Source organism: Azoarcus sp. L1K30, from assembly GCF_018122735.1.
Lineage (GTDB): Bacteria > Pseudomonadota > Gammaproteobacteria > Burkholderiales > Rhodocyclaceae > Parazoarcus.
The window spans coordinates 3,805,380-3,818,737 of sequence record NZ_JAGRRD010000001.1 but is presented as its reverse complement, the minus strand read 5'-3'; the positions used below and the strand labels follow the sequence as shown (position 1 = coordinate 3,818,737).

11 protein-coding genes are annotated in these 13,358 nt (G+C 62.5%); 3 read left to right on the top strand and 8 right to left on the bottom strand.

Annotated features, from left to right (window positions below; translation table 11 throughout):
- The first annotated feature begins 5 nt into the window (after positions 1-5).
- The 3 genes from J5J83_RS17490 (at position 6) to J5J83_RS17480 (ending at position 3,313) form a co-directional block, all read left to right on the top strand.
- Positions 6-893 carry an ABC transporter substrate binding protein gene (locus J5J83_RS17490; protein WP_212351230.1) on the top strand — a complete coding sequence of 296 codons (888 nt, stop codon included), beginning with the start codon at positions 6-8 and terminating at the stop codon, positions 891-893.
- The gene (locus J5J83_RS17485; RefSeq protein WP_212351229.1) at positions 890-2,812 is read left to right on the top strand and encodes a response regulator; all 1,923 of its coding nucleotides are present in this window, start codon (positions 890-892) and stop codon (positions 2,810-2,812) included. The genes J5J83_RS17490 and J5J83_RS17485 overlap by 4 nt, the downstream gene beginning before the upstream one ends.
- Before the next feature lie 87 nt (positions 2,813-2,899).
- A complete protein-coding gene (locus J5J83_RS17480) occupies positions 2,900-3,313 on the top strand; it encodes a PhaM family polyhydroxyalkanoate granule multifunctional regulatory protein (RefSeq protein WP_212351228.1) in 414 nt (137 codons plus the stop codon).
- Positions 3,314-3,337: 24 nt separating this feature from the next.
- On the opposite strand, the gene J5J83_RS17475 is transcribed toward J5J83_RS17480, so the two are convergent.
- The 8 genes from J5J83_RS17475 to J5J83_RS17440 all read right to left on the bottom strand — a co-directional run bounded on the left by J5J83_RS17475 (position 3,338) and on the right by J5J83_RS17440 (position 13,280).
- Positions 3,338-4,504: a CaiB/BaiF CoA-transferase family protein gene (locus J5J83_RS17475; RefSeq protein ID WP_212351227.1), complete on the bottom strand. Its 1,167-nt coding sequence runs from the start codon at positions 4,502-4,504 to the stop codon at positions 3,338-3,340.
- Between the two features lie 130 nt (positions 4,505-4,634).
- Positions 4,635-5,867: an AMP-binding protein gene (locus J5J83_RS17470; protein WP_212351226.1), complete on the bottom strand. Its 1,233-nt coding sequence runs from the start codon at positions 5,865-5,867 to the stop codon at positions 4,635-4,637.
- A gap of 83 nt (positions 5,868-5,950) precedes the next feature.
- Complete coding sequence (locus J5J83_RS17465; RefSeq protein ID WP_212351225.1) at positions 5,951-6,787, bottom strand: ABC transporter ATP-binding protein; 837 nt, start codon at positions 6,785-6,787, stop codon at positions 5,951-5,953.
- A 175-nt stretch (positions 6,788-6,962) separates the two neighbouring features.
- Complete coding sequence (locus tag J5J83_RS17460; RefSeq protein ID WP_212351224.1) at positions 6,963-8,285, bottom strand: ABC transporter substrate-binding protein; 1,323 nt, start codon at positions 8,283-8,285, stop codon at positions 6,963-6,965.
- Positions 8,286-8,383: 98 nt separating this feature from the next.
- Positions 8,384-9,451 (bottom strand): branched-chain amino acid ABC transporter permease, encoded by a 1,068-nt coding sequence (locus J5J83_RS17455; RefSeq protein WP_212351223.1) that lies wholly within the window; start codon positions 9,449-9,451, stop codon positions 8,384-8,386.
- A gap of 72 nt (positions 9,452-9,523) precedes the next feature.
- The gene (locus tag J5J83_RS17450) at positions 9,524-10,450 is read right to left on the bottom strand and encodes a branched-chain amino acid ABC transporter permease (protein ID WP_212351222.1); all 927 of its coding nucleotides are present in this window, start codon (positions 10,448-10,450) and stop codon (positions 9,524-9,526) included.
- A 33-nt stretch (positions 10,451-10,483) separates the two neighbouring features.
- Positions 10,484-11,305: an ABC transporter ATP-binding protein gene (locus J5J83_RS17445; RefSeq protein WP_212351221.1), complete on the bottom strand. Its 822-nt coding sequence runs from the start codon at positions 11,303-11,305 to the stop codon at positions 10,484-10,486.
- Positions 11,306-11,315: 10 nt separating this feature from the next.
- Positions 11,316-13,280, bottom strand: coding sequence for an AMP-binding protein (locus J5J83_RS17440; RefSeq protein ID WP_212351220.1), 1,965 nt, complete (start codon positions 13,278-13,280; stop codon positions 11,316-11,318).
- Between the last annotated feature and the right edge of the window lie 78 nt (positions 13,281-13,358).

Here is a 13,358-nt window from a genome sequence, read left to right as displayed (position 1 = left end):
TGTGCTTGATCGCCGACGGTCATGGAGCAGGGACCGGGCCGCAGGTCGCCGTTCTCATGCGCACCGACGACAATGCCCATGTTCAGGCCTACGCAGCCATTCGAGACACCCTTCATTCGGTCGCCCCCGAGATGGAGATCAACAAGGTCGATATTTCCGCAGTCGACGAGCTCAGGCTAAAGGACGCACGCATCGTTGTCAGCCTCGGTTCTCTCGCGGCCAGAACCGCAGCAGAACGTAGATTGTCCCAGCCGGTCATCCATAGCTTGCTGCCCGAGAGTGCGTGGCTCGCGCTACCGCCGCGCGCGCGCGGCGCCGCCGAAGCGACCGCGATCGTGCTCGATCAGCCGGCGGAGCGTCAGATCGCCTTGATCAGACAGGCACTACCGGAATGGCGGCGCATTGCCTTGCTTGCCGGTTCCGAAGCAAGCACGCGTCGGCAACAATTGGCGGGCGCGGCCAGAAGCGCGCAGCTCGAAGTGCGGGAGGCGATCGTCGACGTCGAGGGAGATCTTTATCCGGCCATGCAACGCGTGCTTTCCGAGCCTGCGGTATTGATCGTCACACCCGACGCCAGGATCTTCAATAGCTACACCGTTCAGAATGTGCTGTTGACCGCGTATCGTCACCGCTCGCCGGTTCTCGGCTTCTCTGCGGCCTATGTCCACGCGGGAGCACTGCTGGCACTGTATTCAACTCCGGCGCAGATTGGGCGGCAGACCGCGGAGCTCGTCATGCGCCTCATCAGCGGCCGCCCGATGCCGCCGGTCCAGTCCCCGCAGTACTTTCAGGTCGCAACCAACCTCAACGTCGCGCGCTCGCTGGGCGTGACCCTCGACAGTGCAGACGTGCTGACAGCCACGCTGGCCAAGGACGAAAAGGGCAAACCATGATAGACCGCTGGGGCATCAGCGCGCGGGTGATGCTGGCAGCGGTCGTACCGGTGCTCGCACTTGCGGTGTTTCTGACCGTCTTCCACACCCGTTCCCGACTCGCGGACCTTGATGACGCCTTGAGCGCACGCGGCCGGGCGGTCGCACGCCAGCTGGCGGCCGCAAGCGAATACGCCGTGTTCTCGGGAAACCGCGATGCCCTGCAGCAGATCGCCGGGGCGGTTCTGGCCGAAGACGACATCGCAGGCATCAGCATCGTCGGCAGCCGCGGTGAAACGCTGGCGCGCAGCGGCATGCTCGACGGCCAGTTGCCGCCCCTGCCGTCACGCGTGCCCAATGCGCCGACGCAACTCGTACAGGGCCCCACTCTGAGGCTGATCGAGCCGATTCGGCCAAGCCGTCTCGAACTCGACGATGGCTTCGCCGCCATCTCCCAGGGTGCCGCCGCACCACTGGGCGAGGAGCCCCTGGGCAGTGTGGTCGTGGAGATCTCGCTGCGACGCCTGCAACACCAGCGTGACGAACTGCTATGGACCAGCGCCGGCTTCGTACTGCTGGTCCTGCTTGGCAGCCTGTGGCTGGCATCCCGCCTGAGTCGCGGTGTCAGCGGTCCGATCCGTCAGGTTGCCGAGACCGTCACCCGCATCGGCCAAGGGCACTTCGACGAACGCGTTCCCGTGCTGGGAGGCGGAAGCCTGGCCAGACTGTCGGAAGGGGTCAACGACATGGCCGAGCGCCTGTCCGGTGCCCATGAAGAGCTGGTTCGAAAAATCGACGAAGCAACGTCGGAAATGCGCATCCGCAAGGAAGAGGCCGAGCGCGCCAACCTGGCGAAGTCGCGCTTTCTGGCCGCTGCCAGCCATGACTTGAGGCAACCCATGCACGCGCTGGGCCTGTTCGTATCCCAGCTCGCGCAGCAGACCCATGCCCCCGAGAGCCGTCGCCTGGTGCAGCGCATCGCCGCGTCGGCCGAGGCCATGGACAACCTGCTCGATAGCCTGCTGGACATCTCGAAACTCGATGCAGGGGTCCTTCACCCTAGTCCCCGCGCGTTTGAGCTGCATCCGATCCTTGAGCGCATTGCGGCAAGCCAGCGCCCCGCAGCCGAAGAACGCGAGCTGCGCCTCAAGGCCAGGCACACCGCGTGTTGGGCCTACAGCGACCCGGTGCTGTTCGAGCGCATCATCACAAACTTGGTCAGCAATGCAATCCGCTACACCGAAGCCGGCAGCATCCTGATCGCGTGCAGAAAACGCGGCGACAAGGTACGCATCGAAGTTCGCGACAGCGGACTGGGCATCCCGGCCGAATCGCAGGAGATCATTTTTCAGGAGTTCATCCAGCTCGACAACGCCGAGCGTGCCCGCGACAAAGGGCTTGGACTGGGATTGGCGATCGTGCGCCGCCTGGCCGCACTGCTCGGGCACCGCTTGAGCCTGCGCTCGCGACTGGGTGCGGGCTCGGTGTTTGCCGTCGACATTCAGGCGGCTGAGCCCGAACCCAGTGCAACGCCATCCGAGCAGGAGCGCGCACCGGGCGACCTGCAGGGACTCCACGTCGCGCTGGTCGATGACGATCCGCTGGCACGCGCCGGTATGGAGAGCCTGCTCAGTTCCTGGGGATGCAAGGTCATGTCTGCTGAATCACCGGAAATGCTGCTAGACATGATGTCATCCGCCCCGACGCCGCCCGAGCTGATGTTGAGCGACTTTCGACTGCACGGCCAGCACAACGGAATTGACATCATCAACGCCGTACGCGGCAAAGTGGGTCCCGGCCTGGCCGCAATCCTGATCAGCGGCGACACCGGCGCGGAGACGCTGCGCCTTGCCCAGGAGGCAGGAATTCCGCTGCTGCACAAGCCCGTGCGGCCCGCCCGCTTGCGTGCCCTGATCCATCGTCTGACCGAGCCAGGCTGACACGGGTGCCGATGCTGCTGTGCGCCATGCGCGATGGCACGTGCATCGGTTACCATGAAACGGTAGGCCAAAACGGGAGCAAGAAAAATGTCAAACGATCAGGCAGCACAGGATCCGCTCGATTTCGTCCGCGGCATGTGGAACAACATGGGCTTCACGCTCCCCGGGATGGTGACGCCGACACTCGACGTCGACGAACTCGACAAACGCATTGCGGACATGCGCGCAGTCGAGGGTTGGCTGAAGATGAACCTGAACATGCTGCAGATCACGATCCAGGGGCTGGACATGCAGCGAGCAACCATTGCAGCGGTCAAGGCAATGAGTCAGCAGATGCGCGAAGGCGGCGACAAGACAGTGGCGGAAGGTGACGGCAATCCCTTTGCTGCGGCGGCCATGTGGCCGTGGAACATGATGACGCAACCCCCGGCAGAGGCGGCAAGCGAACCACCACCCGCGCAACCCAAACCGGCTTCACGGCGCAAGACCGCCGAAAAATAGCGTCGCGCGCCTTCCCCGCTGCGCTCAGATGACGGCGGCCGCGCGCAGGCGCCTGAGGTCGGCATCGGACAGTCCCAAGGCCCCCAAAATGCAATCGGTATCCGCGCCGGCAGCAGGCGCGGGAGCTGGCGGCGGCGGTTCATGTGACGACAATCGGAAGGGCGGAGCGAACTGGCGAATGCCGGCTACCTCGATCACCATACCTCGAGCCTGCACCTGCGGATTCGACAAAGTCTCTTCGAGACGCAACACGGGGCTCACGCAACAATCGACGGCATCGAACATGTCCGTCCATTCGCGCTGACTTCGTCCGCGGAAGATGTCCGCAAGCGCCGTGCGCGCCGCCATGCCTACGTCCCCCGTATCGACGTGTGCCGGCTTCAGTTCGGGGCGACCGAGTGTGTCGCACAGCGCGAACCAGAACTTCTGCTCGAGCGCACCGACCGCCATATGCCTGCCATCGGCCGTTTCGTAGACGCCGTAGCATGGTACGCCGCCGGTCAGCAGATCCGTTCCGCGCGGTCGCACCTGGCCGTGCGCCAGCACCTCGACCAGGGGAAATATGGCGTGGGCGAGTGCGGCATCGGTCATGGCAACGTCGACATGCCGGCCGCGCCCGCTTGCCCGCGCCTCGAACAATGCCACCATCAGCCCCATCGCCGCCGTCATCGTGCCACCCAACAGATCGCCGATCTGCAGGTTGGGCACGGCGGGCGCAGCGTCTGAGCTACCGATCTGGTCGAGCACGCCGGCATAGCCGATATAGTTGATGTCGTGTCCGGCACGCATCGCATAGGGGCCACTCTGTCCGTAACCGGTGATACTGCAAAGCACCACGCGCGGATTCAATGCCGCCAGCGCATCGTAACCAAAGCCAAGCTTGTCCATGACCCCGGGGCGAAAACCCTCGACCACTGCGTCGGCCGTTGCAACGAGACGCGCGAAGATCGCCCGCCCCTCCTCCTGCTTGAGGTCGAGACGGATGCTGCGCTTGTTGCGGTTGACCACCTGGTAGAAGTAGCTGCTGTCGCCCGCCATTGCCCCCATCGTGCGCGCATAGTCGCCGGCGACCGTATCCTCGATCTTGATCACCTCGGCGCCATAGTCGGCAAGGTGCTGAGTGGCGAGTGGTCCGGGCAGAAGCCGGGTCAGATCGAGAATGCGCAGGCCGGACAAGGGTTGGTTTTGCATAACAGAACTCATCAGTGAAACGCCTGCGAGGATGACACATCGCGGCGAATGGCACTCATTGGCAGGGCAAGGAAAAAATCGGCCCGGCAAAGCCGGGCCGAAGCAGCCCACACACAACTTCGGTAGCGTACTAGTCGTACTTGCGAATATCGTCGATGACCTTGCCATCGTTTGCCAAACTGCCGGGAGGGCAGAACCTCACTTCTCCGCGCAGCTTGGTGAGTTCGCGAATGCTGGTCACGATCGCGCCCGCCAGCGCATCGTCGCCCGCCATGGTTTCACAGTGCAGGGTCATGCGATCGTTGAGCAACGGATTGTCGACCACCAGGCGGCATTTCAGGATCTCAGGGTGACGGCGCGCGATGTCGGCAACCTGCGCCGGATGAACGAACATGCCCTTAATTTTCGTCGTTTGATCCGCGCGCCCCAGCCAGCCCCGGATGCGCTGATTGGTCCTTCCGCAGGGCGACAGACCGGGCAGGATCGCCGACAGGTCTCCGGTGCCGAAGCGGATCAGCGGATAGTCCGGATTGAATGTCGTCACCACCACCTCCCCCACCTCTCCCGGCGCGACGGGATCGCCGGTGCCGGGGCGAACGATCTCGAGCACGATGTCTTCGTCCACGATCATGCCCGCGTCGGCTGAGGTCTCGTAAGCGATCAGGCCGATATCTGCCGTGGCATAGGCCTGGCTGGCCGCGATTCCGCGTGCAGCGAGGGCTTCACGCACGCTCGGCGGAAACGCCTCTCCCGACACGAAGGCCTTGGTAAAGGTCTGCCTTACGCCGGTCTCGTCTGCCTTGTCGAGCAGGATGCGCAGGAATGAAGGCGTACCGACGTAGGCGTTGGGCTGCAGATCCGCGATCGCGGCCACCTGCATTTCCGTCTGGCCGACACCTGCCGGGAACACCGTGCAACCCAGCGCATGCGCAGCCGTTTCCATCATCGAGCCCGCGGGGGTGAAGTGATAGGAAAAGGTGTTGTGAACCAGGTCACCCTCGCGAAAGCCTGCTGCGAACAGGGCGCGCGCCAGGCGATAGTAGTCGGGACGGGCGCCCTCCGGCTCGTACAGCGGCCCCGGCGAAGCAAACACACGGGTACACGCCCGCCCCCAGCCCACTGCAGCAAAGCCACCGAAGGGCCGCGCACGCTTTTGCTGCTCCAGCAGTTCGGACTTGCGGATCACCGGCAGGCGCGCGAGCGCCTCCCGCGTCGTCACCGACGCTGCATCGACGTGTCCGAGCGATGCAGCGAAAGCGGGAGCGTGAGCCTGTGCATGGGCAATCTGGGCTGGCAGGCGGGCAAACAGGTCGCGCTCGCGCTCAGCCGGATCGCGGCTTTCTCGTTGTTCGTAATGGCGCATGCTGGTTTCCTGGTCTGGGGTGGACCCGGCCGCGTGCCACGCGCCGAATCCTGGTGGAAAATGCAGTGTTCCAAGCGCGAGCCTCAGCTCAGCCAGCGCTTGCGGCGACGGTAGTGCTTCACATCGCGAAAGCTCTTGCGACCCTCGCCGGCAAGGCCGAGGTAGAACTCCTTCACGTCCTCGTTGGTCGCAAGCTCGTTTGCGGCACCCTCCATGACGATGCGGCCATTCTCCATGATGTAGCCATAGTCGGCATAGCGCAGCGCAACCATGGTGTTCTGCTCGGCAAGCAGAAAACTGACCTGTTCGCGGCTGTTGAGGTCCTTCACGATTTCAAAGATCTCTTCCACGATCTGCGGCGCCAGGCCCATCGAAGGTTCGTCGAGCAGGATCATTTCCGGCTTGGCCATCAACGCGCGGCCGATGGCACACATCTGTTGCTCGCCACCCGACGTGTAGCCGGCCTGAGAAGTGCGCCGGGTCTTGAGGCGGGGAAAGTAGTGATAGACCTTTTCCAGGCTTTCCTTGAGGTCGGCGCGCGAGATGCTGCGGGTGTAGGCTCCCGTCAGCAGGTTTTCCTCGATGGTGAGGTGGCCGAAACAGTGACGGCCTTCCATCACCTGGATGACGCCACGTTTGACCAGGTCGTTCGGCGTCATCTGGTCGATGCGCTGGCCCTTGAATTCGATATTGCCCTTGGTGACGTCGCCGCGCTCCGCGCCCAACAGGTTCGATATCGACTTCAGTGTCGTCGATTTGCCCGCTCCGTTGGCACCGAGCAGTGCGACGATGCTGCCCTTTTCGACCTGAAGGGACACGCCCTTGAGCACGAGGATGACGTGATCGTAGATCACCTCGACGTTATTGATGCTGAGGTAGGGCGCCGCACTGGCGGCGTTTGCGGTGGCTGCACTGGTCATGATTTTCTGCCTTTCGTCTCCGTCCCACCTCCCCGGGTAATGCCGGCAGAGGGTCTGCAGGGCCCTCGTGCATGTACGCACAAACGCCCTGCAGACCCCCGCATGCGCGGGGAGCCTGCGCCGGCGGACATGCGCCCGCCGGCCATCCTTGTCCTCCTGTGCGGAGGACTGCGGCTTACATCTCCTTGGAGCAGTCGCGCGGGGTGATGCCCTTTTCCTTGGCATAGGCAGCAGCCGACTCCTCGATCATGCCGCGCACCAAGGGCTTGTCGGCCTCGATCCAGTCGGTCACGACCTTCCACTTGCTACCATCCCACTGCTGGAACTTGACCTTGCCGGCGCCCTCGTGATCGCGGCAGCTGATCTTGAGGTCGGGCATGAAACCGGCTGCCCCCAGCGCAGCGAGGCGCTTGCCGTCCAGATCGAGGTGCTCGAAGCCCCAGCGCATCTGCTCGCCGGTCATCGGCTTGCCCTTGCCGAACTTCTCCTGGGCGGTGCGGATGGCCTCGACGGTGATGATGCCGTGCACCACGCCACGGTTGTACAGCACGCTGCCGACACGCTCCTTGTCTTCCATGTTGCCGGCATTCTTGGCGTAGACGTTGGTCTGGATGTCCTTGATCACCGGGTAGTTGGCACCGGCGACGTTGAAGCCGGCCGCGACAAAGCCCTTGGCGGCATCACCCGCCGGGATCGCATCCTCTTCGGAGCCGGACCACCACACGCCGATGATCTTGTCGCGCGAGTAGCCGGTCTTGGCAGCGGTGCGCAGTGCGGTGGCGTTCATCACGCCCCAGCCCCACAGGATCACGTAGTCGGGCTTCTGCTGACGGATCTGCAGCCACTGCGCCTGCTGTTCGTTGCCCGGGTGGGCAACGGCGACCTTCTGCACTTCAAAGCCGTGCTTCTCGGCCAGCTTGTCCATGATCGCGTGCGACTCCTTGCCGTAGGCAGAGTCGTGATATAGCAGGCCGATCTTCTTGCCCTTTAGCTTGTCCATGCCACCGGCCTTGGTGCCGATGTAATTGACGATCGCCGACGCCTGCGACCAGTAGGTGGTGACCATCGGGAACACCCACGGGAACACGCTGCCATCGGCCGCATCGGTACGACCATAGCCGATGGTGACCATCGGAATCTTGTCCTGCGCGACCTTTTCAAGAACCGAGTAGGTGATACCGGTCGACAGCGGCTGGAACACCGAATTACCGGTGGGGCCCTTGTTCTTCAAACGCTCGTAACACTCGACGCCACGGGCGTTGTTGTACTCGGTTTCGCACTCTTCCCAGGTCAGCTTGACGCCATTCACGCCGCCGTCACGGGCGTTGACCATGGCCATGTAATCGATCCAGCCACCATACAGTGAAGCGCCATTCGAACCGTACGGGCCGACGCGATAGCTCGGCAGCCCGATGAACTGCTCCTGCGCAGCGGCATAGCCACTGACCAGCATGCTTGCGATCGCTGCGCCGATGAGCGCGGTTTGCTTCAGTTTCATGAGTGTCTCCTCTCTTATGTGTGTGGTACTGCCAGAACGACTGCCTACTGCTTCGAAAACTGCCGTCGCCATTATGACGGCCTTGAAATGCTCAATGCTCAGTGCGGGAAGGGCCACAGCCTCAACTTGTCCTTGGCCAACGCCCACAAGCGTGCGAGTCCATGGGGCTCGACGATCAGGAAGAAGATGATCAGCCCACCGAATACGATCAGTTCCAGGTTCGAACCCAGGCCGGCGGGCAGACTGTCGCCGAACATGGTGTGCATCGAAACATTGAGAAAGATCGGCAGCAACACGATGAAGGCGGCGCCAAGGAAGGACCCGAGCATGGAGCCCACGCCACCGATGATGATCATGAACAGGATCTTGAACGACAGGTCTAGATTGAAACCTTCCGGCTCGACGGTGCCGAGATAGGTGTAGGCATACAGCGCCCCCGCCACGCCACAGTAAAAGGAGGACACCGCGAAGGCACTGAGCTTTGCCCGCATCGGGCGAATGCCGATCACCTCTGCCGCGACGTCCATGTCGCGCACCGCCATCCAGCGCCGCCCGGTAGCAGAGCGGACGAGATTCTTGGCCAGCAGGGCAAGGACGGCGACGATGGCCAGGGTCAGCAAATACTTCAGGATCGGGGTGTCGAACGCGAAGCCGAGGATGTTTACCTCCTGCGCCGAGATCACGCCGGAGGACGAGTAGTTGGAGAACCAGGAGAATTTCACCAGCGCCCATACGATGAAGAACTGCGCCGCCAGCGTGGCCACAGCCAGATAGAAACCCTTGATCCGCAAGCTGGGCAGGCCGAAAGCCACACCGACCACCGCCGCGCACAGCCCCCCGAGCACCACCGCCAGCAGGAACGGCATGCCATCGATACGCAACATGAAATTGTAGGCTCCGAACGCGCCCACTGCCATGAACGCAGCCGAACCGAGCGAGAGCTGGCCGGCATAACCGGTCAGGATGTTCAGCCCGATGGCCGCCAGCGAGAAGATCAGTACCGGAATCAGGATGGCCTGCAGCCAGTACTCGGAGGCAATGAGGGGTACGGCAGCAAAGAAGAAGGCAAGGATCACCGCCATCCCGACCCTGTCCTGGCGGATCGGGAAGATCTGCTGATCTTCCTGGTATGTGGCCTTGAACTGGCCTGCTTCACGATACAGCATGTGTTGTCTCCAAAAACCTGTCGTTATGGCTCACCTGCCGCACGCCCCCGGGCGTGGCGGGCTCGAGCGCGCTCAGACCCTGTCGATGTGCTTCTCGCCGAACAGACCTTCCGGCCGTACCAGCAGGAAGAACAGTGCCAGCATGTAGGGGAACCAGCCCTCGATCCCGCCGCCCACCATCGGTCCGATATAGACTTCAGCCAGCTTTTCCGACGCCCCGATGATCAGCCCGCCCACGATTGCGCCGGGCACCGAGGTAAAGCCACCGAGGATCAGCACCGGCAACGCCTTGAGCGCGGTGAAGGTCAGCGCGAACTGAACCCCGCTGCGCGCGCCCCAGATCAGCCCGGCGACCAGGGCCACGAAGCCGGCCACGGCCCACACGATGGCCCAGATGTGCTGCAGCGGAATGCCGATCGACAGCGCGGCCTGGTGATCATCCGCGACGGCACGCAGCGCCCTGCCGACCTTGGTGTATTGGAAGAACAGTGCCAGCGAGGCCACCAGGATGCCGGCCAATGCTGCCGCAAACACGTCGAACTTGGACACGATCATGTCCGCACTGTCGAGAATCCATTCGATCGGCTCGTCCGTGATGCCAAGATCGAGGCCACGCACGTTCGCCCCCCAGATCGCCTGCGCAATGCCCTCGACCAGAAAGGTGAGACCGATGGTGGCCATGAACAGCGTGATGTGCGGCTGGTTGACCAGCGGGCGTAACACCACTTTCTCGGTCAGAATGCCGAGCACGACCATGGATGCCAGCGCGAGCGCGAAGGCGAGCCAGAACACCACCACACTGCTTTCCTCAAGCCCGGTCCAGCCCGGCAGCAGTTCCTTGAAACCGACGAAAGTAAGCGCGGCAAAGAACACCATCGCGCCCTGGGCAAAGTTGAACACGCCCGACGCCTTGTAGATCAGCACGAAGCCGAGCGCGACCAGGGCGTAGAGCACCCCCGAAAGCAGGCCGCCGATCAGCACTTCGAAAAAGAAACCCATTGTTGTCTCCTTGTCCTTCCTGGTCCGGCGGGCTCAGTGCGAGGTGCCGAGATAGGCCGCGATCACGTCCTCGTTGTTCTTGACTTCGTCCGGTGTGCCGTCGCCGATCTTCTTGCCGTAATCGAGCACCACGACGCGATCCGAAATGTCCATCACCACGCCCATGTCGTGCTCGATCAGCACGATGGTGGTGCCGAACTGGTCATTGACGTCGAGGATGAAACGGCACATGTCCTGCTTTTCCTCCACGTTCATCCCCGCCATCGGCTCGTCGAGCAGGAGCAGACTCGGCTCCGCGGCGAGTGCGCGGCCGAGTTCGACCCGCTTCTGCAGACCATAGGGCAGACGCCCGACCGGCGTCTTGCGGATGCTCTGGATCTCGAGAAAATCGATGACTTCCTCGACCTTCACGCGGTGTTCGATTTCCTCCTTCTGCGCCTTGCCCCAGAAAATCGCATGCTGCAGCAGGTTGCACTTCATCTTCATGTTGCGCCCGGTCATGATGTTGTCGAGCACGCTCATGCCCTTGAACAGCGCAATGTTCTGGAAGGTGCGGGCAATGCCCTGTGCGGCAGCCGTATGGGGATCCATCTTTTGCCTGGGCTCACCGCGGAACAGGATCTTGCCCTTCTGCGGGTGATAGACGCCGTTCATCACGTTGAGCATCGAGCTCTTCCCGGCACCGTTGGGACCGATGATCGAGCGGATCTCGTGTTCGCGTACATTGAAGCTGATATCGGTCAGGGCATTGACCCCGCCGAAGCTCAGGGAGATATTCTGCAGATCCAGAATGACCTCGCCGATACGCCTACCGCTGCTGGTTTCGGCGCCCTGCGCCATGTCGTTCATCATCATCCCCGTCTCCTCACGCAGCCTGTCTGGCGGCCTGCGGCGCGAAGGTCTGCGCCTCCTCGATGCGCAGGTTGGCGCTCACCTTGCCGATCCGGCCGTCTTCATACTTGACCTCGGTCTCGATGTACTGCGACTTCGCGCCGGCATAGAGGCCGTCGATCAAGACCTGATAGCGCTCGGCAATGAAGTTACGCCGCACCTTGCGCGTGCGCGTCAGCTCGCCATCATCAGCGTCTAGCTCCTTGTGCAGGATGAGGAAGCGCTTGATCTGCGAACCGCTCATCTTCGGATCCGCTGCAAGGTCGGCATTGACCGTCTCGATACCCTCCTTGATCAATGCATAGACGGCATCCTGCGAGGCCAGATCGGTATAGCCCGAGTAGGCCATGCCCTTGCGCTCGGCCCAGTTTCCTACGGCCTCGAGATCAATGTTGATGAAGGCGGTGACGAAATCGCGACCATTGCCGAAACTCACCGCCTCCTTGATATGCTGGAAGAACTTGAGTTTGTTCTCGATGTAATTGGGCGCGAACATCGAGCCGTCATTGAGCTTGCCGACATCCTTGGCGCGATCGATGATCTTCAGGTGGCCGTCATCGTCGAAAAAGCCTGCATCGCCGGTCATGAAGTAGCCATCGGCATTGATCGACTCGGCGGTGGCGTCCGGCCGCTTGTAATAGGTCTTGAGCAGCATCGGCCCCTTGACCAGGATCTCGCCATTGTCGGCCAGCTTGACCTCGACGAAAGGCGCGGGCTTGCCCACCGAATCGAGCTTGATTTCACGGTCCGGCTGCAGGCAGACATAGGCGCAGGTTTCGGTCTGACCATACAGCTGCTTCAGGTTCACCCCGATCGAGCGATAGAAACGGAACAGGTCGGGACCGATGGCCGCCCCCGCGGTGTACGCGACGCGAATCCGGCTCATGCCGAGCACGTTCTTCAGCGGACCATAGACCAGCAGGTTGCCGAGCCAGTACTTGAAACGATCGCTCGCAGACACCGGCTTGCCATCGAGAAGGTCCGCACCGCAGCGACGTGACACATCCATGAAATAGTGGAAGATCCCGCGCTTGAATGCGCCCGCATCCTCCATCCGGATCATGACCTGGGTAAGCAAGTTCTCGAAGACTCGCGGCGGTGCGAAGTAGTACGTGGGACCGATTTCGCGCAGATCGGTCATCACCGTTTCACCCGATTCCGGGCAATTGATGGTGAAACCGGCCAGCATCGCCTGGGCAAAGGAAAACAGGTGATCGCCCACCCATGCCATCGGCAGGTAGGAGAGGATGTCCTCGCGGTCGGTCAACTTGTCGAACTGGACACCTCCGCGCGCAGCGGCGATGAAGGCGCCGTGAGTCTGACACACGCCCTTGGGCTTCCCCGTCGTACCCGACGTATAGAGCATCACCGAGATGTCATCGGGCGCCCCCTTCGCGATCTCTGCATCGAGGAAATCGCCCTGGTTACGATCATGGATGCGGCCCATCTCCTGCAACTCATCCAGACCCATCAACAGCGTCTGGGTGTAATGGCGCATGCCGCGCGCATCGTCGTAGATCACATGCTCGAGCAGAGGCACTTCGCCCTGGATCTCCAGCATCTTGTCCACCTGCTCCTGGTCCTCGACCACTGCGAAGCGGATCTCAGCATCCTGCAGCACGTAGGTCATTTCCTGGGCCACCGCATCCTGGTACAGCATGACCGGGATGCCCCCCAGGCACTGGCAGGCGGCAACCGACCAGTACAGCCGCGGGCGATTGTCGCCAATGATGGCAAGGCGATCACCGCGCCTGAAGCCGAGTTCGGCCAGGCCACAGGCGATCGCCCGCACGTTCTCGGCAACCTGGGCCCAGGTGTAGGTCTGCCAGATGCCGTACTCCTTCTCCCGCATTGCCGGTCGATTCGGACGCGTCTGCGCATGATGCATCAGCAGTCGCGGAAACGTGTCGAGCCCCGTCTGCCCGTGAGTATCGGACATGCCCATCCTCCTTCGGTTGATCCTGCCTGTCTCCCCACCCGACATTTACTGCGTACAGCCAATCGGATGTGGCGCACT

Excerpts from the sequence above, each read along its gene's own strand:
- J5J83_RS17485 (WP_212351229.1), top strand. The coding sequence starts at position 890 with ATGATAGACCGCTGGGGCATCAGCGCGCGGGTGATGCTGGCAGCGGTC.
- J5J83_RS17480 (WP_212351228.1), top strand. The coding sequence starts at position 2,900 with ATGTCAAACGATCAGGCAGCACAGGATCCGCTCGATTTCGTCCGCGGC.
- J5J83_RS17475 (WP_212351227.1), bottom strand. The coding sequence starts at position 4,504 with ATGCAAAACCAACCCTTGTCCGGCCTGCGCATTCTCGATCTGACCCGG.
- J5J83_RS17470 (WP_212351226.1), bottom strand. The coding sequence starts at position 5,867 with ATGCGCCATTACGAACAACGAGAAAGCCGCGATCCGGCTGAGCGCGAG.
- J5J83_RS17465 (WP_212351225.1), bottom strand. The coding sequence starts at position 6,787 with ATGACCAGTGCAGCCACCGCAAACGCCGCCAGTGCGGCGCCCTACCTC.
- J5J83_RS17460 (WP_212351224.1), bottom strand. The coding sequence starts at position 8,285 with ATGAAACTGAAGCAAACCGCGCTCATCGGCGCAGCGATCGCAAGCATG.
- J5J83_RS17455 (WP_212351223.1), bottom strand. The coding sequence starts at position 9,451 with ATGCTGTATCGTGAAGCAGGCCAGTTCAAGGCCACATACCAGGAAGAT.
- J5J83_RS17450 (WP_212351222.1), bottom strand. The coding sequence starts at position 10,450 with ATGGGTTTCTTTTTCGAAGTGCTGATCGGCGGCCTGCTTTCGGGGGTG.
- J5J83_RS17445 (WP_212351221.1), bottom strand. The coding sequence starts at position 11,305 with ATGATGATGAACGACATGGCGCAGGGCGCCGAAACCAGCAGCGGTAGG.
- J5J83_RS17440 (WP_212351220.1), bottom strand. The coding sequence starts at position 13,280 with ATGTCCGATACTCACGGGCAGACGGGGCTCGACACGTTTCCGCGACTG.